Genomic DNA, 26,346 nt, shown 5'->3' on the forward strand with positions numbered 1-26,346 from the left:
GTCAGCTCGGCCAGGGCGAACCGAGCATGCGTTCGACCGTCGTCACCCGGCGGAAGCCGGGGATGAAGTGTTCGAGCACGTCGGCGTTCACGGTGCCGTTCGTGGTCTCGGGCCGGTTCTTTAGCCCTTCGACGTAGGTCCGCAGAAACTCGTTCTTGAAGTCGCCTCGCGGGTGGGCGCCGAGGATCTCGTCCAGCTGATCGCGGTCCAGTTCGGCCAGGCCGAGGCCGAGCACGTCGGTCAGGACACCGAGGTACGTGGTCGCGATCTCCGGGGCCATCCGGTCGGGGATGCCCGGCGTGGTGTGCAGCGCGATCGCCGTCCAGACGGTCTCCACGGCGGCCGCCGGGAAACCCCGGTCCAGGAGGAACGTGCGCGCGTGGTCGGCCCCGTCGACTTCGAAGCGCTGCTCGACGTCGGAGAAGGGCGTCAGGAGACCGGTGTCGTGGAACATGGCCGCCAGGTAGAGCAACTCCGGGTCCGGTTTCACGCCGAGCCGCTGTGCGTGGATCAGGCCGAAGAGGAAGACCCGCCGGGAATGGTGGTAGATGAGCGGGCTGGTCGTCTCCTGGATGCGCCTGGTCGCCTCGGCGACGGCCGCCGTCTCCGGAATCTCCAACCCCGCGATGACCTCTGGCATGATCTCTGACCTTCCCCGGAACTGTTCGCGTTCGCTGTCTCCGGTCTCCATGCTGCCCACCGATCGTCGTACGGCGCCGCCTTCGTCGAGCCAGGAATCCCTCATATCCGGACAGGGCGCGATCGGCCCAAGATCAGGGAGCGCTCGGTCGCCGGAACGTCGTACCGTGAGCGATCTTGACCACGAAGTGCCCGCCGCCGCCTCCGGCGGCGTGCTACCAATGAGCGGTGTCCGAGCCTCCCGCTGCGCCGGCCCGCCGGCGGTCGGTGCCGCCGGCTTCCGGCTGCCCCGACGCGGATCCGGCTCCGAAAGGGCCGCGGCGGTGACCGCCGGCACCCACCGGGTCGGAATCCTCGTCTACGACGGGGTGACGTTGCTGGACGTCGCCGGTCCCGCGGAGGTGTTCAAGGAGGCGAACCGGTTCGGCGCCGACTACCGCATCGTGTTGCTCTCGCCGACCGGTGCGGACGTCACGACGAATCTCGGCGTCCGGGTGGCGGCCGACGGCGCCCTCTCGCGGGCGCCGGCCGTCGACACGTTGCTGGTGGCCGGGTCCGACCGGTTTCCGCGCGCCCAGGTCCCCGCCGACCTGGCGGACGCCGTACGGACACCGGCGACGGCGGCCGGTCGGGTCGCGTCGATCTGCACCGGGGCCTTCGTCCTCGCCGCCGCCGGCCTCCTCGACGGCAAGCGCGCGACCACGCACTGGAAGGTCACGCACGAGTTGGCCGCCCGGTATCCGACGTCCCGCGTCGAGCCCGACGCGATCTACGTCCGGGACGGCACGACGTACACGTCGGCAGGGGTCACGGCCGGGATCGATCTGGCGCTCGCCCTCGTCGAGGAGGAGGATCACGGGCCGGACGTGGCGCGCGACGTCGCCCGCGCCCTCGTGGTGTACATGCAGCGTGCGGGCGGCCAGTCCCAGTTCTCGGCACCGCTGCAGGGGCCGCCGCCCCGGTCGCCGGCTCTCCGCACGATCACCGACCTGGTGACGGCGAACCCGCGCGGGGACCACTCGCTCGGTGAACTCGCCAAACACCTCAACGTGAGCACCCGGCACCTCACCCGGCTCTTCCACGACGAACTGTCCACGACACCGGCCCGCTACGTCGAGAACATCCGGTTCGACATGGCCAGGGCGCTGCTCGACCAGGGGCACAGCGCGACGCAGGCCGCGACCCTCGCCGGGTTCCCCAGCTACGAGAGCTTGCGCCGGGTCTTCGCCCGGAAGCTGTCGATCAGCCCCGCCGCCTACCAGCGCCGGTTCAGCACGACGCGCCGCACCGGCGCTGGTTAGTACGCCGCCATCACGTGGCCTGTCCGCGCTGGTAGCACCACGTGGCGAGCCATCGCTCGATGGCGACGAAGTCTGGATCGGAAAGGCCTACGCGTGGGTCAACGCGGTGGAGAAGTGCCCGTCCGGGATGGTTGGCGGCAACCCAGGCCCGGTCAGCCTCGCTGATCTCGTCGTCGATCCACACGAAGGATCGTCCGGCCGCCCAGGCGACCAGGGCCCTGGTCTTCCAGTGCAGCCGCCGGGTCGAGGGCTCCTCGTCGCCCTCCGGCCAGTCGACGACCGGTAGCTCCGGCAGGCCGATCCGCGGAGCTACCTCCTCGTTCGCATCGGCCATCCAAGTGGTGGCCCAGACCAACTCGCACCCCAGCGTGCCGAGCCGGTCGCCGTGCATGGGATTGAGCCTCGACAGGAGCGGGTTGGACGTCTCGTCCCATGCGTTTGTGGCTTCGGCACTGACCGCACGCCCGTCGGAGCCCGTCGGCGGCACCCCACCAATCGGGATAAGTGGTCCATCCACGTCGAGGAAGAGCAAGGGACGCTCGGCACCAGCGGTCACCGTCGCACCCTAGCGATCGCGGGCCCGCGTTACCGCACGGGTGGTGACTCTTTGAACACACTGTCGGGCCCTGCTCGACTGAGGCTTCGCGCTTCCCCCGGCGCGACCGTGGGCCGCTTGGTCTCACCCGACGAGGAGAGGTATTGGGCATTCTCATTGCTGGCCGGTGACCCGGGGAAGCATTGCTCGTCATCGGGTGCATTGTTCAGACCCAGGGCGGGCTGAGCGATGTCGCAGCGCCCGATGTGTTCATGATCGAGACGGTATCGATGTCGGCGCCTGGTGGCGGAGTTCGTCGCATCCGCCGCCATCGCACTGGGTGCGGTGGAGCGAACGGAGATTATTGTGCAACCGGCATGGCTTGTTGTGCTTGCGTGGGCTTCGCTCTTTGTGGGGTTGATCAGCACCGCCATTGTCGTTGGTGACCAATTTGTTCTTGGATATCGTCAGCCGGTCAAGGTCATGGAGTTAGTCTGGCCGGCAACCGCCCTCTACCTTGGCCCGGCTGCTGTCCTGAGCTACCGAAGGTGGGGCAGGCCGCAGTCTTCTCGGTGGCTGGACCGGCACGGCAACGCACCGAGGGCGTCGCGGCACGCGCCTACGATAATCCAGACCTATCATTGTGCGACGCACTGCACCCTGGGTGTCATCATTGCCACGCCTGTCACCTACGGCGTTGGCCTCGAGATATTCGGCAGCACGGTGTGGCCCGAGGTCGTCGGCGACTATGTAGGCGCAGTTGCCATAGGCATCGCATTTCGGTACTTTGCCGAGGCTCCTGGGAACAGTCGAAGAGTGTGGGCCGCGATGCGGAGATTTTTCAGGGCAGACCTGCTGACCGTGTCCGTCTTCGAGATTGCCCTGTTGGGTTGGCTGGCGATAATGCATTTTCTGGTTTTCCATGAAGCCCTGCGGCCGGGTAGTCCGGTGTTCTGGCTCGTTATCCAGGTCGGGTTGATCATCGGCTTCTTCGCCGCGTGGCCGCCAACCATGTGGCTGATCCGCCGCGGCATCAAATCGGAGTTGCTGGGCACGCCGCAGTAGGAGCGTCAGAAGGGGGCCGGGATCAGAGGACGGCGAGCCGGTCCACCAGCAGCTCCACTCTCGCCTCGGCGAATTCGGGCAGCAGTCGGCCGGCGCGGGTCAGCGTCGCGAGGCCGTGCAGCGACGACCAGAACACCTCGGTGAACAGTCCCTTGTCGACGCCGTCCCCGGCAACCACGCCCAGGCTCTCCATCAGCGCGGCGAAGGCATCCTTGAGCGGCGCCGGGGTGTCCTCCTGCGCATACGCCAGGCCGCCGTCGAGCTGGAACAGCGCGTCGTAGACCGCCGGGTTGCCGGCGGCGAAGTCGAGGTAGGCGCGGGCCAGGGCGGCGACCCGGGCTCGCGGGCTGCCCGCCTCGGCGGTCGCGGCCCGCATCACCGCGGCCATCTCAGTGGCGCCTTCCAGGGCGACCGCGCCGATGATCTCCCGTTTGCCGCGGAAGTGGCTGTAGAGGACGGGCTGGCTGTACTCGATGCACTCGGCGAGCCGGCGGGTGGTGACCGCGTCCCAGCCCTGCTGCTCGGCGAGCTTCCGGGCGGTCGCCACGATGAGGCGCTCCCGCACGGCCCGTTCCCGCTGCTTGCGTTCCGTTACCGACATGGGCCGATCCTAGCATCGCTAGACATTCAAGCGGCCGCAGTGCTAGCTTTGCCTCGCCCGCTAGCAATGCTATATCGATGGGGAGTCGTCATGCTCAACGCACTGGAAGTCGTCACCACCGTGGTCGTCGGCCTGATGGTGGGGGTGGAGTTCTCCGTCGCCTTCATCATGAACCGGATCCTGGACGCCCTCCCCGAGGACAGTGGCCAGCTCGGCCACGCACACGGCGGCCGGATGCTCGGCACCCTGATGCCGTTCTGGTACATCGGCTCGCTCGTGCTCATCGCGATCTGGGCGGTGGCCGGCCGGCAGCACGACGGCGCCGCGCTCGTTGTCACCGCCGCAGGGCTGCTGGTCGTCAGCGTGCTCATGTCGGTGCTGCTACTGGTCCCGATCAACAACCGCAACCGGACCTGGACGCCGGAGACCCGGCCCGCCGACTGGAAGCAGCAGCTGAACCGGTGGCTGCGCTACCACTACGGCCGCCTCGCCGTCATCCTCGCCGCCTTCACCCTGCTGGTCACCGCCCTGGCCTGAGGCGACCGCCCTGCCACCCGGCTCGACCCAACTCGACGACGACCCACAAGGAGACCAGCATGTCGCTTCTTGGTCACGGCGCCAGGCACGAATTTACCGGGAAAGGATCATGGGGCGCCGCGACTCTTCCATTACCGCGATGCGCGTGACCGTCGTAGCCGCGCGCGCACAATGGAACGCCTGAGGGTCGATCAGCTACGGCAACCGGAAGTCCCGCCCCGGGTCGGGCACTGACCCAACCGACCTCGCGTTCACGCGGCGACGGCAGGCAGGACGCGTGCCTCGACCGACCTCGCTCGACGACGCCCCCACCGCGCAGAGCCCCGGACGATCAGGGCTCCACGGTGAGGTAGAACTGCTGGTGGGCAGGGGGCGTGGCGGCGCAGGCGGCTTGCACGAGGGCGGCGTTGTTGGCGGTGCTCGCGCCGCTGATGGTCAGGCACCTGTCGCTGTGCAGGTTCCGGATGGTGACCACGGTGTCCAGGCCGCTGCCGGCGACGCGAGTCAGGCTGAACTGCTGGTTCGGTTGCGGCAGCCCGCCACCGTCGCAGGTGTACTGGAGAGCCCGCGCGTTGTCGAGGATGCCCCACTTCTCGATGTCCACGCACTTGCCGGCGTCGGTGCCGATCCGGAAGTACGGTGCCGCGCCCACCCGGGTGAGGCGGAACTGTTCCCAGGTGGCGGTGGCGACGCAGTCGTACTGGTCGAGAGCGGTGCTGTCGGCCGTGCGGCCGCCCGGCACGTCGACGCACTTGCCGCTGTGCACCGGTCGCAGCCGGTACCTGCGGCCACCCTCGACGTACACCTCGGGCTGGGCGTTGCCGATGTGGCCCTCCCACCACGTCTGCTGGTCGGCGAAACCGGAACCGGTGGAGGCGAGGGTGTAGATCCGCCGTACCCCGCCGCCGAGGTCGTACAGGACCCCGACGTCGGCGTACCCGTCGCCGGTGTAGTCACCGACGACGAGCGTCGTGCGCGTGGTGTCGAACGCGCCGGCCCCGCTGCTCCACCACACCGCGCTGGACCAGACGCCGCCGCGGTTGCCGATGGTGAACAACCGTGCCGTGGCCGCACCGTCGTCGTAGAGCGCGACGATCTCGTCGCCCCCGGCGCCGTCGACATCGCCGGCCGCGAAGCGGGCGCGGCCCGCGGCGAAGACGCCCGCGCCGCTGTCCCAGATCTGGGTGGGCGCGGCGAAGGCCGCCTGCGTCGAGGCGTGCAGCAACACCCTGGTACGGCTGCCGCCCGCGTCGTAGATCTCGGCGATGTCGGCGTAGCCGTCCCCGGTGAAGTCACCGGCCACCGGGGTGGCCTGGGCGAAGGGCAGGTTCCCGGGGCCGCTGTCCCAGACCAGGACCGGCGCGCCGAACGCGCCGCGGGCCGAGTACTGAACCCACAGCCGGCTCTGGTCGCCGGCCAGCCCTTGCAGCATGGCGAGGTCGGCGTCGCCGTCCCCGTCGAAGTCGCCGGCCACCATCTTGAGGTGGCTGACGTGGAACCCGGTGCCCGACCAGGCCGGCTGGCTGGCCGCGGTGAACCGGGTGCCGTCGGACAGCAGCAGGAACAGCCGGAGGTAGCCGTCGGGGTCCTCGCGGAGGACCGCCGTGTCGGTGCGGCCGTCCCCGTTGACGTCACCGTTGGCGCTCTGGATCCGGTCGACCGGGAACCCGCCGTTGGTGTCGGTGTCCCAACCGAGGTAACCGGTGGGCCGACCGCCCGGCGACGCGTTCAGCACGTTCCACACGGTGGTGCGGCCGTACCCCTGGTCGACGACGGCGGTGACATCGGCACGCCGGTCGCCGTTGGTGTCGCCGTCCACCGGCGGCGCGCTGACGGCCCGGCCGCGGGCGACCAGGTTCCATCCGGCCGTCAGGCCACTGGAGTTCCCGGCCCGGTCGACGGCACGCGCGTACAAGGTGCGGCGGACATCCCCGGTGTCACCCGCGATCGACGGCCACAGCGTGACCGGCACGGTCGCGCTGCCGTCCGCCCCGACGGCCACCCACATGGTGGTGCTGTCGGGGCTGAATCCGTACCGGAAACCGGTGACGTCGGCGTCGGCGGCATTCCTGGTGAAGGTCACCGAGCCGAGCTCGCCGACGGAGCGGCCCACACTGCCCGCTGGAAAGTCGGTCGACGATGTCGTCGGCGCACCTGGTCGCGCGGTGTCCACCGTGAAATAGCAGCGTGCCGAGTACGCTCCGGCCAGCAGGCTGCTGTCCGAGCTGCGGGCCCGGTAGCTGAACACGGTGTCCGGCTGGTCGCCCGGCAGCACCCCGGCCGGGACCGGCGGCCAGGGAACGGCGGTGCCGGACGCGACCGTGCCGGAGCCGACGGCGGTCAGCACCGTGTCGCCGGAGAGGATCTCCAGGGCGTTGGAGACGTTGTCGCCGTTGGGGTCGTACCCGACACCGGTGAGGGACGGGGTGGTGGTGTTCAGCGGCGTCGGGGCGGCGGCGGTGCCGCACGGGCTCGGCGGGACGGTGGTGACGCCGGTGGGTGCCGACGGGGCGTTGTTGTACTCCACGATGAGCCGGGCCGTCGCCTTGTCGAACCGCTTCCAGTAGTTCTGGTCGCCCTCGCTGGCGCTGGGAATACGCAACCCGAAACCGAGCGCCTCCTGCGGGGCCGTCCCGCCCACCGTCTGCTGGACCAGGGTCTTGACGCTGCCGTTGCCGAGACCGAACTCCATCAGCAGCGGTGGCTGGCCGCACGCCGAGTTGTTGGCCTTGCCGCTCCGGGTGTCCAGCGCCTTGCCGTCCAGCCAGGCGGTCCCGCTGTTGGTCCAGGTCAGGGCCACGGCGGGGTCGATCGTCCTGGTGTGCCACAGCTCGACGCTGGTCGCCGCGCAACTCCCGGTGTGGGTCATGGTTATCGAGAACCAGGCCCGCGAGATGGTGGCCCGGGCCAGCCGCGCGACGTTCATCTCGAAGAAGCTGCGCCATGGTCCGTCACTGCTGCCGTACACCTTGCCGACGCGGACGTCCTTGCGGTAGAAGTCGTCGGTCCAGTAGGACGTGCCGGGACTGGCCTTGTTGACGAGCGTCCACTGGTACTGGGTGGCGCTGAAGGACGGGTCGAGGTACAGCGGGTAGTGGAGATCGGGGCTCGCGAGCCGGGCCGGGTCGGGCAGCACCGCCAGTTCGCCGCGGCCCAGTTCGGTACGCATCGCCCAGCGGCGGGGCTCCCGGAGGGCGGCGCCGGAGACGCCGCCGGCGGCCGGGGCGGCGGGGGGAGTGTCCCACATCATCGGCGTACCGGAGGTGAACACCGCCCGCCCCTGCGGGTCCACCGCGCTGCTCCCACCGTCCGGTTCGGTTCGCAGGGTCAGCCCTCGGGTGCCGGTGGTGAAGCGGATCCGGCGCAGCGCCGGATTGCGCGCGGCCGTGGCGTCGTGCACCACGAGCACCTCGGAGAAGCCCACCGGGTGCACCGTGACGCGCAGGTCCACCCCGGGCAGCACCGCCGGATACGTGGCGGTGTCGCCGTCGAGGACCGGCACGGGCAGCGCGTGCGGCCAGGACAACGACACCTGTCGGCCGTCCTGCGTGGCGGTCACCAGCGGAGCCCGGCCACCGCCCGACAGGCGCAGGTCGGTGACGGTGGCGCCGGGCGCCACCGAGCCGTCGGCGGCGCGGACCAGCCGGGTGTCTATCGGCACCCAACGGCCGTCGCGGCGGGTCCGCACGGGTACCACGTGCTGCTCCATGGTCCGCGTACCGGACGGATTGGCGAACACCTGCGTCGTCTCGGTGCGTTCGCCGGTGATCTCGATGCGTCGCCCGGTCCGCCGGGCCAGCGCGGTCGCGGCGGTCGCGGTGGAGGCTTCGGTGGCCGTCGCGGCGCCGGACGCGCCACCCGCCCCGGCGACGGCGCGCGCGTCCGACGGTCCCGGCCCGGACGGCGTGGCGAGCGCGGGAGCCGCGCCGACCAGCAGAGTCGCCAGGAGCACCGCCGCCGTGGATGACGCCACGTCCACCACCTCATTCACCTGAAACCGGGTTGGTCGCGAGCATCGTAGGGTCGGGTCGGCACCCCGCCGGGGCCGGCGACGGCCGGCTCGGTCGGCCGTGTGCGCCGCTTGTGCGGATCGTGTGCACACGCATTGCGATGCTGCGGTCGGCCAAGAGTGGCCGTATGCCGCGCGCGGGGAGGCGTCGCCGATGGTGCCTGTGTCCTATCCAAGACGGCCCGGATGGTCCCGGGCCATCGCGTTCGTACTGGTATTCGTCCTCATTGACTCATTAGCGGCCGTGCTGCCGGCCACCGCGGCAGCGGCGGCGGTGCGGCCGACGCCGGCACGGGACAGGTCCGTGCCGGCCGTACGCGCGGGCACCCGCCCGGTAGCGCCGGATCCCGCCGAACAGAAGGCGGTCCGACGGGCCCCGACCGCCACGGCGTGGCCTGGCGCCGGCACCGCGACGGTGGATGTGCCCCTTTCGTCGCCGACCGGCCGGCCGGCCGGCCGGGCGAAGGCGGGCGCGCTACCGGTGGCGGTCGGCGCGGCGGCGGCCGCCGCGCCGGGCGGGCAGCCGAAGTCGGCGGGAACCGCCGACGCGGCGCCCGGCCGGGTCCGGGTGGACCTGTGGGGACGCCGCGGCGACGCGCTCCTGTTGCGGGTCGAGCGGGCGGACGGTGTGCCCCGGGCCGGTCGGGTGTCGCTGGAGGTCGACTACACGGCGTTCCGGGACACCTTCGGGGGAGACTGGGCGACCCGGTTGCGGCTGGTGTCCCTGCCCGAGTGCGCGACCAGTACGCCGGACCGGCCGGACTGCCGTGGCGTGCCGGTGGCCACGGCCAACAACGGCTCGGGCCGGTTGAGCGGGGACGTGCCGGTGCGGGTGCCGGGCGCGGACGCCGCGTCCGCCGCGGGGTCGGGACTGTTCGCGGTGCTGGCGGCACCGTCGGGCGGCGCCGGCGACTTCGGTGCCTCGTCGATGTCGCCCTCGGCCACCTGGCAGGCCGGTGGGCCGTCCGGTGACTTCACCTGGACCTACTCCATGGCCGTCCCGCCCGCCCTCAACGGACCGGCCCCGGAGCTCGCCCTCACCTACAACTCCGGCAACGTCGACGGGCGGACGTCGGGGACGAACAACCAGCCGTCCTGGGTCGGCGAGGGGATGGACCTGTCCCCGGGCGGCTACGTGGAGCGTCGGTACACGCCGTGCGCCTCGGACATGAAGGCGGTCAACGGCCATAAGCCGAACAACACCACGAAGACCGGCGACCTGTGCTGGGGCAACGACAACCTGTTCTTCTCGCTGAACGGCGCGGGCGGCGAGCTGGTGCTCGACGACGCCACGAAGACGTGGCACCCGCGCGTCGACGACGGCTCCAAGGTGGAGCGCCTGTACGACGTCAACCTGGGCAACGGCACCAAGACGGGGGAGTACTGGCGGTTCACCAACCGGCAGGGCGTGCAGTACTACTTCGGGCTCAACAAGCTGCCGGTGTGGGCGTCCGGAAACCCGCAGACCCGGTCGGTGTGGACCATGCCGATCTTCGGCAACCACCCCGGCGAACCGTGCCATCAGACGGCGTTCGACACCTCCTACTGCGCGCAGGGGTGGCGGTGGAACCTGGACTATGTCGTCGACCCGCACGGCAACACGATGAGCTTCTTCTACCAGCAGGAGAAGAACAACTACGCGCGCAACCTCACCGCCAGCAAGGTGTCCAGCTACGTGCGCGGCGGCTGGCTGGACCGCATCGAGTACGGGCAGCGGGCCGGGGCGGTCAACACCACTCCGTACGTGGGTCGGGTGCTGTTCACGGTGGCGGACCGCTGCATACCGGGCACGACCTGCGACACGGCGCACCCCGCCAACTGGCCCGACGTGCCCTGGGACCAGTCCTGCTCGTCCACCACGAGCTGCAAGGACAGGTACGCACCGACCTTCTGGACCCAGAAGCGGCTGGCCTCGGTGACAACCCAGGTGTGGGGCGGCAGCGCCCCGCGTGACGTCGACCGCTGGGACTTCACCCCGCTGTTCCCCGACCCGGGAGACGGCACGAAGGCCCGGCTGTGGCTGAACGCGGTGCGGCAGACCGGCCTGGTGAACGGCTCGGCAGCGTTGCCGCCGGTGACCTTCGAGGGCCAGCAGTTGCCCAACCGGGTGGACGGCACCGATCACATCCCGGCGATGAACTGGTGGCGGATGAAGGCGATCCGCAGCGAGAGCGGCGACGAGATCCGGGTGAACTACTCGCCGCAGGAGTGCAACTACGGCACCAGGCTGCCGGCGCCGGACACCAACGGCCTGCGCTGCTACCCGCTGCGGTGGACGCCGGACGGGCTCAGCGAGCGGACCGACTGGTTCAACAAGTACGTGGTGACGCAGGTGACCGAGTCCGACCGCACCAACGGCTTCGAGCCCGAGGTGTCCGAGGTGGAGTACGTCGGGCCAGCGGCGTGGCGGCACGACGAGGAGGACGGACTGGTTCCCGAGGACCGCAAGACGTGGAGCCAGTGGCGCGGCTACGGCCGGGTACGGATCCGCAAGGGCCGCGTCGACCAGTCGCGATCGATGACGGAGATGCTGTACTTCCGGGGCATGGACGGTGACCGGACCGCCGTCTCGGGCGTGACCAAGGACGTGGCGGTGGTGGACTCCACCAACGCCTCATGGCCGGACACCGACCAGTTCGCCGGCATGCCGCGCGAGACGATCATCTACGCCGGCACCGGCGGCGGGATCCTGTCCCGCACGATCACCGACCCGTGGATCTCGACGGCGACGGCCACCCGGGCCCGGTCCTGGGGCACCACCCGCGCCTACCAGGTCCAGCAGAAGAAGATGAGCCAGGGTGAGACCGAGAGCGGGCAGTGGCGGCAGACCGCCACGGTGCACAGCTACGACGCCGACGGGACCCTGACGCAGGAGTACGACCAGGGCGATCTGGCCGACCCGAAGGACGACACCTGCACGACCTACAGCTACGCGCGCAACGCGTCGGCGTGGATCCTCGACGCGCCCGCCGAGAAGCGGGTCACCGTGGGTGACTGCGGGCGGCAGCCCGCCGGAGCCCAGGACGTGCTCGACGACCAGCGGTTCTACTACGACGGCAGTGACACGCTGGGCGGAGCGCCCACCCGTGGGGACATCACCCGCCGGGAGGAGTTCACCGGCTGGTCGGACGGTGCGCCGACGTTCCGGACCGCGATGCGCGGCAGCTACGACGTGCACGGCCGGCCCACCGAGATCCGCGACGTCCACGACCGGGTGCAGAAGTTCGGCTACACCCCGGCCACGAACGGCCCGACCACGAGGGCCACGGTGAGCAACCAACTGGGTCAGCAGGCGATCAGCGACATCGAACCCGCGCGGGGGGCCACGACGGGCACCACCACGGCCAGCGGCGCCCGTACCGCCACCGAACACGACCCGCTGGGCCGGGTGGTGAAGACCTGGGAGGCCGGCCGGGACAAGAGTCAGAGCCCCACCCGCCAGTACCAGTACCTGGTGCGCAACGACGGGCCCAACGTGCTGACCACCGCCACCCTGGAGGCCAACGGCGGCTACCGCACCGAGTACCAGTTGCTGGACGGCAAGATGCGGGTCCGGCAGACCCAGGACCCGTCACCGGCCGGAGGTCGGGTGGTCACCGACATCGTGTACGACTCGCAGGGGCGGAAGGTCAAGGAGAACGGTCCCTACCACAACGACGCGCCACCGGGCACCGACCTGCTGCTCCCGCAGGAGGATCTGCTGCCGGCGCAGACGTTGACCACCTACGACGACGCCGGCCGGGTCACCAACGAGATCGTCAAGTCGCTCGGCGTGGAGAAGTGGCGGACCAGTTACGTCCATCATCTCGACCGGCAGGACGTCATCCCGCCGGCGGGTGACACGCCGACCACCCGTGTCCTGGACGGTCAGGGCCGGCTGACCGAGCTTCGGCAGTACCGGGGCGGCACCGCGTCCGGGCCGTACGACTCGACCAGCTACGCCTACACGCCGCGCGGCGAGCTGGCCTCGGTCACCGACCCGGCCGGCAACGCCTGGCGGTTCGCCTACGACGCCCGTGGGCGCAAGTCGCGCGTTGACGACCCCGACCAGGGCACCATCCGCTACACCTACGGAGACAGCGACGAACTGCTCACCACGACGGACGCCCGCGGCGTCACCCTCGCCTACGAGTACGACGCCCTGGGCCGCAAGATCGCGATGCGTCAGGATTCGGCGACGGGACCGACGCTCGCCGAATGGACGTACGACCGGCTGCCGGACGGCACGGCGGTGCCGGGCCTGCCGGCCACCGCTACCCGTTACGTCGACGGTCAGCCGTACACGAGGGCGTTCACCAAGTACGACGCCGCCGGCCGCCCCACGGAGCAGGCGACCACCATCCCCGCCGCGGAGGGGAAGCTGGCCGGCACGTACACCTCCGCCGAGTCGTACGCGATCGACGGCGAGGTGAGCAGCACCACGTCGCCGGCCGTGGGCGGACTGCCGCAGGAGACGCTGACCTACGGCGTCGACTCCCTGGGCATGGCGACGACGCTGACCGGCGTCACGAGCTACGTGACGGCCACCGGCTACACCGAGTACGGCGAGCAGAACCAGCTCACCCTGTCGGCCGGCGGCAGGAAGGTGTACCGGGACTTCAGCTACGAGGTCGGCAGCCGGCGGCTCAGCGGGGCCGCGACCCGGCGGGAGGCCGGTGCGGCGCTGGTCTCCGACGTCAGCTACCGGTACGACGACGCGGGCAACATCCGCCGCATCAGCGACGCGCCCGACCCGGCCACCGGATCCACCACCGACACGCAGTGCTTCGACTACGACTACCTGCGCCGGCTCACCCAGGCGTGGACGCCCGGCAACGGCGACTGCGGCGTCGCGCCCACGGCCACCGGGCTCGGCGGCCCGGCGTCCTACTGGCACACCTGGGCCTTCGACGTGACCGGCAACCGCACCAGGGAGACCCGGGTCACGGCCGGCGGGTCCACCACCACCAGCAGCTATTCGTACAACGCACCGGGGACCGCCCAGCCGCACGCGGTGCGCGGCGTCACCACCACCACGAGCGGCGGCGGCACCACCACCAACAGCTACGACTACGACGCGTCGGGCGACCTGGTCAACCGGACCCGGGCGGGGGTGGGGCAGACCTTCGAGTGGGACGCCGAGGGCAACGTCAGCGCGGTCACGGAGAAGGGCGCGACCACGAGCTACCGCTACGACGCCGACGGCAACCGGTTGATCAGCCGCCATCCCGACGGTTCCGCGACGCTCCACCTCGGGGACACCGAGGTGACCGTCGACTCCGGCGGTGGCCGGGTGGGCACCCGCTACTACAGCCACAACGGGCAGACGATCGCCATGCGGAACGGCCGCGACGGCCGGCTCACCTGGCTGGTCTCCGACCAGCACGGCACCGCGGAGATCGCCGTAGAGGAGGGCACCCAGGAGGTGCGCCGCCAGCGGCACGACCCGTACGGCAACACGCGTGGCCCACAGGTCGCGCCGGTGGCCGGCAACCGCGGCTTCGTCGGCGGTGACAACGACACGACGACCGGGCTGACCCACCTGGGCGCCCGGGACTACGACCCGACGACCGGTCGGTTCATCTCGGTGGACCCGGACATCGACTACGAGGATCCGCAGCAGATGAACGGGTTCGCCTACGCGAACAACAGCCCGGTCACCTTCACCGATCCCGATGGCACGTACTACGTCACCCGTACCGTCACCACCTGGAAGACGGTCTACCACACGATCATCCGCAAGGTGGTGGAGGCGATCCGGGTGCTCGTCACGGTGTGGGTCTTCCTCATCTTCCTCTGGCTCACGGCACCGTGGCACCCGTACACCTACTACGTCACCAAGTACATCGTCCGGTACATCAAGGAGGTGGTGAAACGCGTCGTCAAGATCAACAGATTGATCCGGGTCTGGGTGAAGAACCCGTCCCGTAAGACCGCCAAGCGCCTGCGAAGTCTCGCCGGCGAGCTGGACCGGCTCAGTCAGATCGGCACCCGCCTGGCCCAGATGGCCGCGTCCGCGATGATGATGGCCAAGATGGTCGCCGAACAGCAGCAACCGCGGCCGGAACCGGCGAAGAAGAAGCCGTGGTGGCAGAAGGTCAGGGAGAAAGTCCACTCGGTGACCAACAGCAAGTGGTTCCAGTGGGCCACCGTGGCGGCGGGGGTGGTGGGCCTCTTCGCCTGTACCGTCTGCGCCTTGATCGGATACGCCGGATTCGCGATGGCGGCCATGGGCACGGCCAGCTCCTGCGATCAGAAGCGAGATCAGACGTGCGCCATGGGGGTCGCGTCGTTGGTCCTCGGCGGGGCCGGCAGCACGCTGGGGCAGTACGGCTCGAAGGTCGCCTACTACGGCGGAGTCACCGTCCGGGCCAACCGGTTCATCTCCCATCCGGTACGCAACCTGGGTGGTCGGGCGACGATCGCCGGAGGCAGGTTCCTGCAGGGTTACGGCAAGATGCTGGAGATTCACGGCGTCGGGTGGGGTGTCCTGGGCTCCGTGTAGTGCGCCGTCCACCGACGTTCGCCAGGAACTCCGGCGAACGTCGGTGGACCGGCCGGTCAGGCGGGCCGGTGTCGGGGTGTCACGAGCCCGCTCTCGTAGGCGAGCACGACGGCCTGCGCCCGGCTGGCCAGGTGGAGCTTCGCCATGATCCGGTTCAGGTGGGTCTTCACCGTGGCCTCGGAGATGACGAGGTGTTCGGCGAGCTCCAGGTTCGACATGCCCTGCCCGACCAGGCGCAGCACCTCCCGTTCCCGGGTGGTCAGGGCGTGCAGGTCCGCCGGCGTGACGGGTGCCGCCCCGGCCCCGGAGCGCGGCCGGGTCGCGTACGACTCGACAAGACGTTTGAGGACGCTGGGCGCGAACAGCGCTATCCCGGCCGCGACCGTGCCCACGGCCTGGAGCAACTGCTCCGGTGGGGTGTCCTTCAGCAGGAAGCCGGACGCCCCGGCCCGTAACGCGCCGTAGACGTATTCGTCGAGGTCGAAGGTCGTCAGGATGATGACCTTCGGCGCCGGGTCCCCCGTCGCGACGATCCGCTCCGTGGCGGCGATCCCGTCGATGCCGGGCATGCGGACGTCCATCAGGACGACGTCGGGTCGCGCGATGGCGGCCAACTCCACGGCCTGCTCGCCGCTGTCGGCCTCGCCCACCACGTCGATCCCCGGTGTCGCCCGCAGCATGGCCGCGAGCCCGCTGCGGATGAGGACATGGTCGTCCACCACGAGCACGCGCGTCATCTCACCATTGTGGATGTTCCGCGCAACCGGCGGCCGTCCCGCCCGGCCTGCCGGCCCGCCACCACCCGGGAACGGGTGCGTGGGGTCAGAGAACAGGCCTCGGCTGCTCCGGTGGCGACGCCGGTAGGGTGAGCGTCACGGTGAAGCCGTCGTCGCCGCCCTCCACCGTGACCGTGCCGCCGTACTGTCGGGCGCGTTCGGCCATTCCGGTCAGGCCGCGCCCGCCACCGGTTCTCGGCTGCGGCAGTCCTCGGACCGGGTGCGCCGGCCCGCCGTCGGCCACGGCGGCGGTGAACCGGTCGGGCTGGTAGTCGAGCGTGACCGTGGCCGCGCTGCCGGCGTGCTTCAGCACGTTGGTCAGGGCTTCCTGAAGGAACCGGTAGGCGCACAGATCCGGCCCGGGTGGCAGGGCCCGGGGGAGACCGGTCACCACGGTGCGGACCGGTACACCGGTGGCCCGGATCCGGCACAGCAGGTCATCGACCCGCGCCAGCCCCGGCGCGGGTGGCGCGTCCAGCTCGGCGGGATCGGGTAGGCCCGGCCGCAGAACCCCGAGCATGGCGCGCATCTCGGTGAGCGCCTCGCCGACGGTGTCCCGCGCGGTGCGCAGCGCCGAGCGTGCGGTCGGCGGATCGGTCTCCAGGACGTACCAGGCCAGTCCCGCCTGGATCGAGACCACCGACAGGTGGTGGGCGACCACGTCGTGCAGGTCCCGGGCGATGCGGAGCCGTTCGTCGCTGACCGCCCGGCGGGCCAGCTCCTGCCGGTCTCGGCGTAGCTCCTCGGTCAGCGTCGTGAGCTGCTCGCCACGCTCGTGCAGGCGGCGGGCGGCGCTACCCAGGTAGGACACGACCGCCGGCCACAGCAGGGCCTGGGTGGCCGCGGCGACGAGCGAGCCCTGCCGGTCCAGTACGCCACCGTAGAGCCAGACCAGCGCCGGCACCGACGCCGCGGCGACGGTCGGACCGATCGGCCGGGCCGCCGCGACCGTGTAGAGCGCCAATAGCGAACCCGCGCTGTTCACCACCGGGTGATAGCCCAGCGTGATGTGTGCCGTCCAGATCGCGCAGAAGAGCAGCAGCACGGTCGTCGGAGCCCGCCGCCGGGCCACCAGGGTCAGGGTAGCCAGGCCGGTCAGCACCCACCCGAGGGCGTCGAAGTCCCGGTACAGGCCGGTGGCGTCGCCGACGCCGATACCGAGGCTCACGACGCCGACCGCCGCCGCGAGCGCGCCGTCCAGCAGCCACGGATGCCGGTTGTCCAGCCCGCGCAGGCGCCCGAGGCCGTCCGGCCCCGCCGGACGGGGCCGCCACCGGCGACGGGGGGCCGAGCTTGGCCGCGCCGGTCCGCCGCTCGGCGGCCCACCCGACGGTCCGCCCTGGCCGTGCCGCATCAGCGCACCGTAGCCCCTACGGTCGTCGCGGTCATCATCCCGGCGGTGAACGTGCCTACCACGCCGGTTGTACGTCCGCCGCGTGGCGCGCCCCCGGCACCGCCCGGAGGGCCGGGCTCACGGGGGCGGCCGGAACGGCAGCCGCGCCACCGCGCCACCCGGACGGCGCTCGGGTGGCGCGGCAGTCCGAGGTCAGGCGCCCTGGCAGAAGTCCCGCCACGCGGAGACTCCGGCAGGATCCCGCAACCGGTAGTCCCCGGTCGGCCAGGAGAGATCGAACCAGAGGTTCCACCGCGAGCCCCGCTGGCCGAGGTACTGGTTGATCGCCCGTACCCAGACCGCCCGTGCGGTGCCGTCGTCGCCGGTCGCGATGTGACTGCCCAACTCGGCCACGGCGATCGGCAGGCCCACCGTGGTGTTCACCGCGACGGCCGGGTCGACCAGAGTGGCCGGGGCCAGGTACCGCCCCTTGGCCGCGTCGTAGTTGTAGATGTCCCAGGCCAGAACGTCGAGCACGCCGTCACCGGGGTAGTAGTCGCGCCAGTCGCGGCCGGAGGCCGGGACCACCGTCCACTGCATCAGCACCTGGGTGGCGAACAGCCGCGGGTTGCCCGCCTCGTCGGCGAGCGCGCTCAATCGCCGCCACGCGGCCCGGTAATCGGCCGCGGTGAACTCGCCGTCGCGGATGTTGTCCTCCGGCTCGTGGTAGTACACCCAGTAGACGTCCCGGTCTCGCGGGGCGCCGGCGAACCACTGACGCATCTGGTCGTCGTAGCGGCCGGCCAGATAGTCGCGCGCGTTGCCCTTGAACGAGACCACCAGCGCGCGGCTGCCGACGTCCAGCGGGCCGGGCCAGGCCGGCGGCGGACCACCGTGGAAGAACCGGACGGCACCGAGCGGGCCGAACAGAGCCTCCTCCCGGGCCAGGCCCTCGGGCCAGCTCTCGCCGTTCTCCCGCGCGTACGACGTACCGCAGAGGGTGGTCGTGACGTAGGAGATGACGATGGTCGGCACGTCGGTGCCGCGCTCGCGGGAGTTCACGACGGCGGCTGACTCGGCGCTCGGATTGGTCACGGCGAACGATCGGGCGCCGGCGGCCTGGCCGACCACGTCGGTCACGTCGAACGACACCGAGGTGGTGCCCTGCCCGGTCAGGTCGACGGTCGTCATCGCCGGACCCATGGCCGGACGGTTGGCGTAGGTGATCGACTCCGACCAACTGGTGCTGGCCACCGGGTGCAGCCGCAGCGCGGCCGGCTGTTCGGTGAGCTTCTGGAAGGCCAGCTCCAACCGGGCGCTCACCACCCGTCGACCAGCGGGTGTGGCGGGCAGCGGGAACCGCAGGTAGATCTCGGAATGCCAGGGAGTGGACCAGTTGGACGCGGCCAGCTTCGTCGCGGAGCCGTAGCCGATGGTCGGCATCTCCTGAACGACGTAGGTGTCCGCGGCGACCGGGATGCGGACCTCGGTGGTGCCGGCGGGGGCGCCCGCGCCGGCCGGCGTGGACGTCCCGGAGGCGGCGACCGCACCGGGTACGGCCACGGAGAGCAGGGTCGCGGCGCTGAGCACGGCGGCTCGGCACCACCGTCGGCTCGGTGTGCTTGAGGTGAACATGAGTGTCTCCCGCGGTGTGGAAGCCGTCGGATCCGGCGCCCGCAGTCTGGCGGTGGGAGCGCACAGAAAGCGCACACCCGCGCACTCGCTGCTACCGGTGCGGTAGCCGCAATCTCAATCGGCGGTTTGACGCACCCCGCCGCCGACGGACCTAGGTTCACGCTTGTCGGCGAATGGGGGGAGCGCGAGGGTGGCGGGGACGGGTTCTGCTTTCGAGCGGTCGGGAGGCGGATCGGGCCTGACCTTCGAGGTGCTCGGGCGGCCGCGCGTGTGCCGGGACGGCGCGGCGCTCGAGCTGGGCACTCCCAAGCAACGGGTGGTCCTGGCGGCACTACTGCTCAACCCGCACCGGCCGCTCAGCACCGCGCAACTGGTGGAGTCGATCTGGTGGCACCCGCCGTCGGCGGCGGTGCCGAACGTACGGCTGTACCTCGCCGGCCTGCGTCGTGCCCTGCACCTGCCGGGCGAATCGGAATCCCGGCTGCGTACCGAGCGTGCCGGCGGCTACCGGTTGCGGATCGAACCGGGCGAGTTGGACGTGCACCGGCTGGCCACCCTGACCGACGCGGGTGACCAGGCGTTACGCGACGGCCGGCTGCCGGTCGCGGCCGAGCAGCTCGGTCGGGCGTTGCGGCTGTGGCGGGGACGCACCCTCGACGGCATGACCTACGGCCCGGCGATCGAGGCGAACGTGCGGGCGCTCGACGAGGCCCGGCTCCGGGTGGCCGAGAAGTGGGCCAGGATTCAGCTCGACCTGGGCCGACCCGAGGAGACGGTGCCCGAACTGCGGGCTCTGGTGGCCGAGAACCCCGTCCGCGAGCGCCTGTGGATGCGGCTGATCACCGCCCTGCACCAGGCCGGTGAGCCCGGTGCCGCCCTGGCCGCGTACGCCGAACTGCGGAAGGTGCTCGCCACCGAGCTGGGCGTGGAGCCGGCACCGGACCTTCGGGTCCTGCACCAGCGGATCCTGCGGTCGGAAGCACAGGGGCACACCGGATACGACGAGCGGCCGCTCCGGGCCACGCCGGCCGGCGGTGCCCGGGGCCGCGCGCCCGCCGTGTCCCGGCCGCGACAGCTTCCCGGGGCGCGCGGCGAACTGCACGGCCGGGACCGCGAACTGGCGCAACTGCGCCGGCTGCTCGCCGAGGTCGTCGACCGTGGGCCCGTCGTCGTCACCATCGACGGGGTGGCCGGGGTGGGCAAGTCGGCGCTGGCGGTGGCCGCTGCGGCGGCGGCCCCGGGCTTTCCCGACGGGCAGCTGTACGTGGACCTCCAGGGGGCGACGCCCGGCCTGGAACCGTTGCGTCCCGTCGACGTGCTCGGCCGGTTCCTGCGGGCGCTCGGTGTGCCGGCGGCCCGGGTACCCGACGAGGAGGCGGAGGCGGCGGCCCTGTTCCGCTCGACAGTGGCCCGGCGGCGGGTGGTGGTGGTTCTCGACAACGCGGTGTCGCCGGCCCAGGTGCGTTCCCTCCTACCGGGCGGGCGTGGCTGCGCAGCGGTGGTGACCAGCCGGCGAGGGCTGCCGGAGATGGCGGTGGCGGACCGGATCCGGCTGGCGACTCTCCCGCCGGACGCGTCGGTGGCCGTACTGCGGCAGTTCGCTGGCCCCGACCGGGTGGCGGCCGACGCCGACGCGGCTCGTCGGCTGGCGGAGCTGTGCGGTCACCTCCCACTCGCACTCCAGGTGGCGGGCGCACGGCTGGCCGCCCGGCCGGACTGGCCGGTCGCGCATCTGGCTGACCGGCTGGCGGCCGCCCGGCGGCGTCTCGACGAGCTCGCCGTGGGCGACATCGCGGTGCGGTCCAGCATCGAGCTGACCTACAAGAGTCTCGATCCGACCGGGCTTCGCGCCTTCCGGCGGCTGGGACTGCTGCCCGCTCGGGACTTCTCCGCGTGGGCGTTGGCCGCGTTGCTCGGGGTGCCGCTCACCGAGGGGGAGCGGGTGCTGGAGGCGCTGGTCACGGCGCGGCTTGTGGAGCCGGTGGCGGCACCGGGACCGGGCGGGCTTCCCGGCACGTACCGGATGCACGACCTGATCCGGTTGTTCGCCGCCGACCAGGTCGCCGTGACGGATCAGCCGCGGGTCCGTGCCGCGGCGGTGCGCCGGCTGGTCGGCACCGCGGTGGCACTCACCGAGCAGGCCGACACCCGGCTCGGCGCGGATTTCCTCGGCTCGCCGCAGCGTCGGGTGGCCCGCTGGAGCCTGCCCCAGGCCGACCTGCGACGGCTGACCGACGAGCCCGCGCCCTGGTTCGAGCGGGAGCACCGGTTCCTCGCCGCGGTCGTGGACAGCGCGCTGGCCGCCGGCGCCACCGCGCTGGCCGGCGAACTGGCGGCTGCCATGACGGCACTGCTCCAGGTCGGGGGCCACTTCGAGCTCTGGCGTCAGGTGCAGCAGCGAGCGCTGAGCGCCGCCAACCGGGCCGACGACCGGCGGACCGCGGCCCGGCTGCACCGGGGGCTCGGCGAGCTGGACACGATCCAGGACCGGTACGCCGAGGCGGTCGCGCACTTCCGGGCGGCCCGTCTGGTCTCCGGCGGGGTCGCCGCCGCGCCCGAGACCGCCCACGACGCCGCGGTCGCGGCCGGTCTCGGCTACCTGCACCGGTTGCGGGGGCAGTACGCCAGCGCCCGGCGGGAGTTCGTCCGGGCCCGCGAGCTGGCCGAGGCGGCCGGGAACGAACACGGATCGGTGTACGCCACGAGCGGCATCGGCGTGGTGAACCTCGAACAGGGACGGCTGGCCGAGGCCACCGACTGCTTCAACGAGTGTCTCCGCGTCAGCCGCAGGATCGAGTACCTGCCCGGCGTGGCGCAGGCGCTGCGCAGCCTCGGGCAGGTGCAGCGCGCCGGCCACCGTTACCACGCGGCCGCCGCCTACTTCGGGCACGCGCTGGCGATCAGCGAGCGACTGGGTGACCGGGCATCCGCGGCACATGCCGCCTGCTGGCTGGGCGAGGCGCGGTTCCGCCAGGGCCGACACGTCGAGTCGCGGTGGATCCTCGCCCGGTGCCTGCACCGGCACCGCCAGTTCGCGAACCGCTGGGGTGAGGCCGCGACCCTCCGGACGCTGGCGGAGGCGCAGCTCGCGGTCGGCCGGCCGCGGGCCGCCGCCGGCCGCGCCACGGCCGCGGTCCGGATCTGGCGAGACATCGGCTCGCCGTACTGGCTGGCGCACGGGCTCGAGACGCTGGGCGACGCGCTCGACGCGCTCGGCCGTCGCGACGTGGCGGATCGGCAGCGGGCGGAGGCGGCGCGGCTGCGGGAGGGGCTGCGCGACGGATGACCGCGCCGGTATCCGTGCGGCCTCGCCGTCACCCCATCCGCGCATACGGAACATATGCGGAGGTTCGCCATCCTGGACGCGCCGGTCGCCCGGACCCGGGTGCCCGCCGAACAGCACCGAAGGGAACCCCATGCTCCTACGTCGAATCGCCGGGCTGGTCGTCGCCGGCGGCCTTGCCGCTGTGGCGATCCTGACCCCGGCCGCCCCCGCCTCGGCGGCAGTGACATCCGGCGCGGTATTCAACAATCCCACCGTCGTCGGTCAGCAGTACGCCATCGTCGACCATCTCCAGCGGCTCATCGAGGGCGCTGCCGCCGGGTCCACGATCCGGGTCGCCATGTACCACTTCTCGCTGGCCCGCACCGCGGACCAGCTGGCCGCGGCGTACGACCGCGGAGTGCGCGTGCAGATCGTGCTCGACGGACAGTCCCGCGCCTATCCCGCGGTGACCGGCCTGGTCGGCAAGCTCGGAACGAACCGGGCCAACGGATCCTGGGTGACGATCTGCACCACCGGTGGGGCCTGCATCGGCAACCTCGGCACGCCGATCATGCACAACAAGTTCTTCCTGTTCTCCGACACCCTCGGCGCGGCGAACGTGCTGGTGCAGAGCTCGGCGAACCTGACCGTCGACAACGCCGAGCGCTACTGGAACAACGCGGTGACCCTGGTGGGCAACACCGCCGTCTACAACGCCTACCTCACCTACCACCGTGACCTGGCGGACCAGCGCAAGACCAGCAACTACTACCGGACCGAGTCCAGCGGCACCGTCAAGTCCTACTTCTTCCCCCGCGCCGGTACCACCCAGGACACCGACACGATCTACAACATGCTCAATGAGAACGTGACCTGCACGGGCAACAGCTCGACGGGTACCGAGACCGGCCGCACGATCATCCGGATCGGCATGTGGTACTTCAGCCGCAACCCGATCGCGCGCAAGCTGCGCGAGCTGGCCGACCAGAAATGCTGGGTAGAGGTCGTGTACACCGACTCCGACGCCGACGTGCCCACCATCCTCTCCGGCCATGACCGGATCAGGCTGTACCGGATCAACGGCACCTACATCGTGCATTCCAAGTACCTGCTGATCGAGGGGACCTACGCCGGCCTGAAGGACACCAAGTGGGTGATGACCGGTAGCCACAACTACTCCAACGCGGCGCTGCGCGAGAACGACGAGGCGCTGGTGCGGGTCCAGTCGACGACCATCCACGATCAGTACCGGTCGAATTTCTGGGCGCTGCGGGCCGCGGCCGTGCCGGTCAGCTAGCCGCCCCATGGTCTGCACGATCAGCCCGCCGGCCTGCCCTTGACGGGCAGGCCGGCGGCGGTGCGCCGGCTCAACAGGTCTGCGCGCAGTTGCGCAGGCCGTAGCGGATCTTCAGTTGGGTGCCGCCGTTGCCGTCCCAGTCGTCGACGTAGCAGACGCTCAGGTAGCCGGCCTGGTCGACACCGACGGCGGGCGCCTCCTGGCGGTTGGCGGTGAACACGCTGAGCCGATAGTCAGGGAACAGGTTCTCCGTCGTACCGGTGGGTCCGACGCCGCGGGCCCAGACCTCGGTGCCGCTGCTGGCGCTGCTGAGCCCGGCCGACTGGCCGCTCTCCTGCCAGGTGACGACCGCGTTGCCGGAGCCGTCAACGGCGAGGTCGGGGTGTGCCTGGCGGCCGACGCGGTCCGACTGGTAGGCCGTCTGGGTGGTGAGGCCGTACCCGCCGGACGCGGTGTGCGCCCACCGGTAGATCGGCCCACTGACGGTACGGGCGGCGAACGCTGCGGTTGCGCCGGTGAAGCCACGAAGGTAGATCAGCGACTGCGGGTTGCCGTCGTAACCGGTACGGCCCGGGTAGCTGTCGGTCCAGGCGGCATACCAGGTGCCGGACTCGCCGACGGCGACCGCCGGATCGAGCTGTTGGCCGTCGGAGAGCGCGCCGGTGTGGACGGCGACGAGCGTGCCGAACGCCGCGGGGAACTCCCCGGTCCGGGCGCGGATGCTGTAGCCGCCGTTGCCGTCGGCGTCGTCCTCCCAGGCGACCGCGGCGTCCCCGGCGGCGTTGATCGCGAGGTCCGGCTTGCGGTAGGTGCCCCCGGCCGTGGCCTGGACCGGCACGTCGAACCCGTCGCTGAGCGGCGACAGCCGGGTGTCGGTGGCGCTGAACGACGCGTACCGGATCGAACTGACGCCCGCGGTGGTCCGGTCCTGCCAGGCGACGCCGAACCGGCCGTCGGGCAGCACGGCGATCGACGGGCTGCTCTGGTCCCCGTCGGCCCGGGCGTTGACGGCGACGACCGGCGACACCGTGCCGTCCGGGTGGACGCGGCGGGAGCGGATCTCGTAACCGCCGTTGCCGTTGCCGTCGTCCGCCCAGACGACGACCGCGTCGCCGTTGGCCGCGAGGCCGACGTCCGGGGTGCGGTAGTTCCAGTTGGTGGCGCCGCCGGTGCGCACGACGACCTCGGACTGGCGTACCCCGTCGACGAAGCGGCCGAGCCGGATCTCGTTGCCGGTGCCCGCCACCGAGCCGGAGCTGAAGGCGACGACGCTGACGTGGCGACCGGCGGCGTCCCGGTGGGCGGCGACGGCGGGCTGGTGCTGGTCGCCGGTAGCGAGCTGGTTGGCGGTGGCGTAGGTGGCCTCCGGGTAGCGCGACGGGGCGATCGTCACGGCGGCTCGGCGGATGGCGGCGAAGTCGGCGACGTAGCCGTCGTAGACGGTGGCGTCGTCGATGCGCATCAGCGTCTCGTCGTTCTTCTTCAGTGCGCCGTTGGTGAGGTTGTGCGAGCCGGTGTAGACGTACCGGTGCGGTGTGTTGTCCTTGCGGGAGACGCCCTGCACGAGCAGATACTTGGAGTGGATGCTGCCCTCGGGGCACTCGGTGTTGACGGTGGTGCCGACATCGAAGAACGACTGGCGGCAACCGCCCGGATCCATCGCGTAGACGCCGATACCGCGCGCGGTGACGTCGTCCACGGCGTCCTCGTGTTCGCCGGTGGCCACCTCGACGGTGCAGCCGGCGGCGACCTTGTCGCCGAGCGCGTCGACGACCTCCGCGCGGGTCTGCTGGAATCCCCACATGGCGAGGCGGATCACGTCGTCCGTGGCGTTGGCGGAGCACTGCACGTCGTCGATGGCGGCGGCGAAGATGTCGTGGCGGGCGCTCTGCGGGTTGAACGAAGCGGCGATCTCGTTGTCCTCGGCGGTGCTGGGGGAGTTCCGGGGAGAGAACCAGAGCCGGAACGGCCCGGCGTCGGAGTGGCCGGTCTCGTAGCTCTTGCCGGTGCCGGTCACCGCGAGCTTCCGGTCCACGTAGCGGCGGTAGGCGGTGGCGAGCGCGGCGTTTCCGGAGACGACCACGAGGTTCTGGAACATCTGCTGCTGCGGGAGGGTCGGGTTGTTGGACGCCACGACGGTGACGTCCGTGCGTTCGTCGGCGAGGGCGCTGAACACCCAGAACTTGTTGTGGTTGACGCCCACGCCGCCGCCCGCGCAGGAGGCGAAGCAACGCTTGACCCACGAGCCGGTGGCGCCGGCCGCCCACGCCGGCAGGCCGGCGACCAGCTGGTCGACCTCGGCGGACTGGTGGCACGCGGCCGGGTCGCCACCGGTGCACATCTCGATGAGCAGGCGTACCTTCACTCCCCGATCGTGCGCGGCCAGCAGGTGGCCGGCGATGGCCCGGTCGCTGAAGGTGTACACCGATCCGTACAGCGTGGACCCCGGCTCACTGGCCTGGATCAGCGTGTCGATCTCGTCGCGCAGGCCGGTGGTCTGGTAGCGGGCCAACCGCCCGGCCCGGTCGGAATCAGGAGCGGCGTAGTCGACGTCGGGCACCGGGTCCAGGTTCGGACGCAGGAACAGGACCTTCACCGAGTCGCTGGTGACGGTCACGGTGGCCGCCGCGGCCGGCGTCGCCACGAGGATCACCAGTGCGAATGCCAGGATGAGCCGGCGCATGGCGTGCTCCCTTCGGCGGGATGAGGGGAGGCGGAACCGCGCCCTGCGGCCGCCGGTGCTGCGGGCGAGTGTGCGGCAGGCGCCTCCCCGCCCGCCAGCGACGACCACCCGCGATAGCCGCCACGGCACCGGGCGGGCGGCGGTCGGTCCAGGTCTTTTCGCTGGTCACGCCGCTGCGTTCGGCGA

At 71.4% G+C, this 26,346-nt stretch carries 14 protein-coding genes; 6 read left to right on the forward strand and 8 right to left on the reverse strand.

Going from position 1 to position 26,346, the window contains the following annotated elements; genetic code table 11:
- Position 1 precedes the first annotated feature (1 nt).
- The gene (locus AB0I11_RS03730; protein WP_357312341.1) at positions 2 to 640 is read right to left on the reverse strand and encodes an HD domain-containing protein; all 639 of its coding nucleotides are present in this window, start codon (positions 638 to 640) and stop codon (positions 2 to 4) included.
- A 220-nt stretch (positions 641 to 860) separates the two neighbouring features.
- On the opposite strand from AB0I11_RS03730, the gene AB0I11_RS03735 reads away from it, so the two are divergent.
- A complete protein-coding gene (locus AB0I11_RS03735; RefSeq protein WP_357312346.1) occupies positions 861 to 1,940 on the forward strand; it encodes a GlxA family transcriptional regulator in 1,080 nt (359 codons plus the stop codon).
- Positions 1,941 to 1,950: 10 nt separating this feature from the next.
- Here AB0I11_RS03735 and AB0I11_RS03740 read toward each other — a convergent pair whose 3' ends face one another.
- On the reverse strand, positions 1,951 to 2,496 hold the full coding sequence (locus AB0I11_RS03740) for an HAD domain-containing protein (RefSeq protein WP_357312354.1): 546 nt from the start codon (positions 2,494 to 2,496) through the stop codon (positions 1,951 to 1,953).
- Positions 2,497 to 2,778: 282 nt separating this feature from the next.
- On the opposite strand from AB0I11_RS03740, the gene AB0I11_RS03745 reads away from it, so the two are divergent.
- The gene (locus AB0I11_RS03745) at positions 2,779 to 3,540 is read left to right on the forward strand and encodes a DUF4396 domain-containing protein (RefSeq protein ID WP_357312357.1); all 762 of its coding nucleotides are present in this window, start codon (positions 2,779 to 2,781) and stop codon (positions 3,538 to 3,540) included.
- A 22-nt stretch (positions 3,541 to 3,562) separates the two neighbouring features.
- On the opposite strand, the gene AB0I11_RS03750 is transcribed toward AB0I11_RS03745, so the two are convergent.
- Complete coding sequence (locus AB0I11_RS03750) at positions 3,563 to 4,141, reverse strand: TetR/AcrR family transcriptional regulator (RefSeq protein WP_357312360.1); 579 nt, start codon at positions 4,139 to 4,141, stop codon at positions 3,563 to 3,565.
- A 90-nt stretch (positions 4,142 to 4,231) separates the two neighbouring features.
- Between AB0I11_RS03750 and AB0I11_RS03755 the strand changes: the two genes are divergently transcribed.
- Entirely contained in the window at positions 4,232 to 4,678 is a 447-nt protein-coding gene (locus tag AB0I11_RS03755) for a DUF1772 domain-containing protein (protein ID WP_357312363.1), read from the forward strand.
- Positions 4,679 to 5,009: 331 nt separating this feature from the next.
- On the opposite strand, the gene AB0I11_RS03760 is transcribed toward AB0I11_RS03755, so the two are convergent.
- The gene (locus AB0I11_RS03760; protein ID WP_357312368.1) at positions 5,010 to 8,651 is read right to left on the reverse strand and encodes an RICIN domain-containing protein; all 3,642 of its coding nucleotides are present in this window, start codon (positions 8,649 to 8,651) and stop codon (positions 5,010 to 5,012) included.
- 451 nt (positions 8,652 to 9,102) lie between these two features.
- Here AB0I11_RS03760 and AB0I11_RS03765 point away from each other — a divergent pair, with 451 nt between their 5' ends.
- The gene (locus tag AB0I11_RS03765; RefSeq protein WP_357312373.1) at positions 9,103 to 15,171 is read left to right on the forward strand and encodes an RHS repeat-associated core domain-containing protein; all 6,069 of its coding nucleotides are present in this window, start codon (positions 9,103 to 9,105) and stop codon (positions 15,169 to 15,171) included.
- 56 nt (positions 15,172 to 15,227) lie between these two features.
- Here the strand turns inward: AB0I11_RS03765 and AB0I11_RS03770 are convergent, their stop codons facing one another.
- The 3 genes from AB0I11_RS03770 to AB0I11_RS03780 form a co-directional block, all read right to left on the reverse strand.
- Positions 15,228 to 15,908, reverse strand: coding sequence for a response regulator transcription factor (locus tag AB0I11_RS03770; protein ID WP_357312379.1), 681 nt, complete (start codon positions 15,906 to 15,908; stop codon positions 15,228 to 15,230).
- An 85-nt stretch (positions 15,909 to 15,993) separates the two neighbouring features.
- A complete protein-coding gene (locus AB0I11_RS03775; protein ID WP_357312384.1) occupies positions 15,994 to 17,115 on the reverse strand; it encodes a histidine kinase in 1,122 nt (373 codons plus the stop codon).
- A gap of 378 nt (positions 17,116 to 17,493) precedes the next feature.
- Positions 17,494 to 18,870: a DNRLRE domain-containing protein gene (locus AB0I11_RS03780; protein WP_357312390.1), complete on the reverse strand. Its 1,377-nt coding sequence runs from the start codon at positions 18,868 to 18,870 to the stop codon at positions 17,494 to 17,496.
- A 235-nt stretch (positions 18,871 to 19,105) separates the two neighbouring features.
- Here AB0I11_RS03780 and AB0I11_RS03785 point away from each other — a divergent pair, with 235 nt between their 5' ends.
- A complete protein-coding gene (locus tag AB0I11_RS03785; protein WP_357312395.1) occupies positions 19,106 to 22,201 on the forward strand; it encodes a BTAD domain-containing putative transcriptional regulator in 3,096 nt (1,031 codons plus the stop codon).
- A gap of 130 nt (positions 22,202 to 22,331) precedes the next feature.
- On the forward strand, positions 22,332 to 23,477 hold the full coding sequence (locus AB0I11_RS03790) for a phospholipase D-like domain-containing protein (protein ID WP_357312399.1): 1,146 nt from the start codon (positions 22,332 to 22,334) through the stop codon (positions 23,475 to 23,477).
- 70 nt (positions 23,478 to 23,547) lie between these two features.
- Here the strand turns inward: AB0I11_RS03790 and AB0I11_RS03795 are convergent, their stop codons facing one another.
- The gene (locus AB0I11_RS03795) at positions 23,548 to 26,160 is read right to left on the reverse strand and encodes a phospholipase D-like domain-containing protein (protein WP_357312403.1); all 2,613 of its coding nucleotides are present in this window, start codon (positions 26,158 to 26,160) and stop codon (positions 23,548 to 23,550) included.
- Positions 26,161 to 26,346: the final 186 nt, after the last annotated feature.

The organism is Micromonospora sp. NPDC050495 (assembly GCF_040655175.1).
In the GTDB taxonomy this organism is placed as follows: Bacteria; Actinomycetota; Actinomycetes; order Mycobacteriales; family Micromonosporaceae; genus Micromonospora.

Excerpts from the sequence above, each read along its gene's own strand:
- AB0I11_RS03730 (WP_357312341.1), bottom strand. The coding sequence starts at position 640 with ATGCCAGAGGTCATCGCGGGGTTGGAGATTCCGGAGACGGCGGCCGTC.
- AB0I11_RS03735 (WP_357312346.1), top strand. The coding sequence starts at position 861 with ATGAGCGGTGTCCGAGCCTCCCGCTGCGCCGGCCCGCCGGCGGTCGGT.
- AB0I11_RS03750 (WP_357312360.1), bottom strand. The coding sequence starts at position 4,141 with ATGTCGGTAACGGAACGCAAGCAGCGGGAACGGGCCGTGCGGGAGCGC.
- AB0I11_RS03755 (WP_357312363.1), top strand. The coding sequence starts at position 4,232 with ATGCTCAACGCACTGGAAGTCGTCACCACCGTGGTCGTCGGCCTGATG.
- AB0I11_RS03770 (WP_357312379.1), bottom strand. The coding sequence starts at position 15,908 with ATGACGCGCGTGCTCGTGGTGGACGACCATGTCCTCATCCGCAGCGGG.
- AB0I11_RS03790 (WP_357312399.1), top strand. The coding sequence starts at position 22,332 with ATGCTCCTACGTCGAATCGCCGGGCTGGTCGTCGCCGGCGGCCTTGCC.
- AB0I11_RS03795 (WP_357312403.1), bottom strand. The coding sequence starts at position 26,160 with ATGCGCCGGCTCATCCTGGCATTCGCACTGGTGATCCTCGTGGCGACG.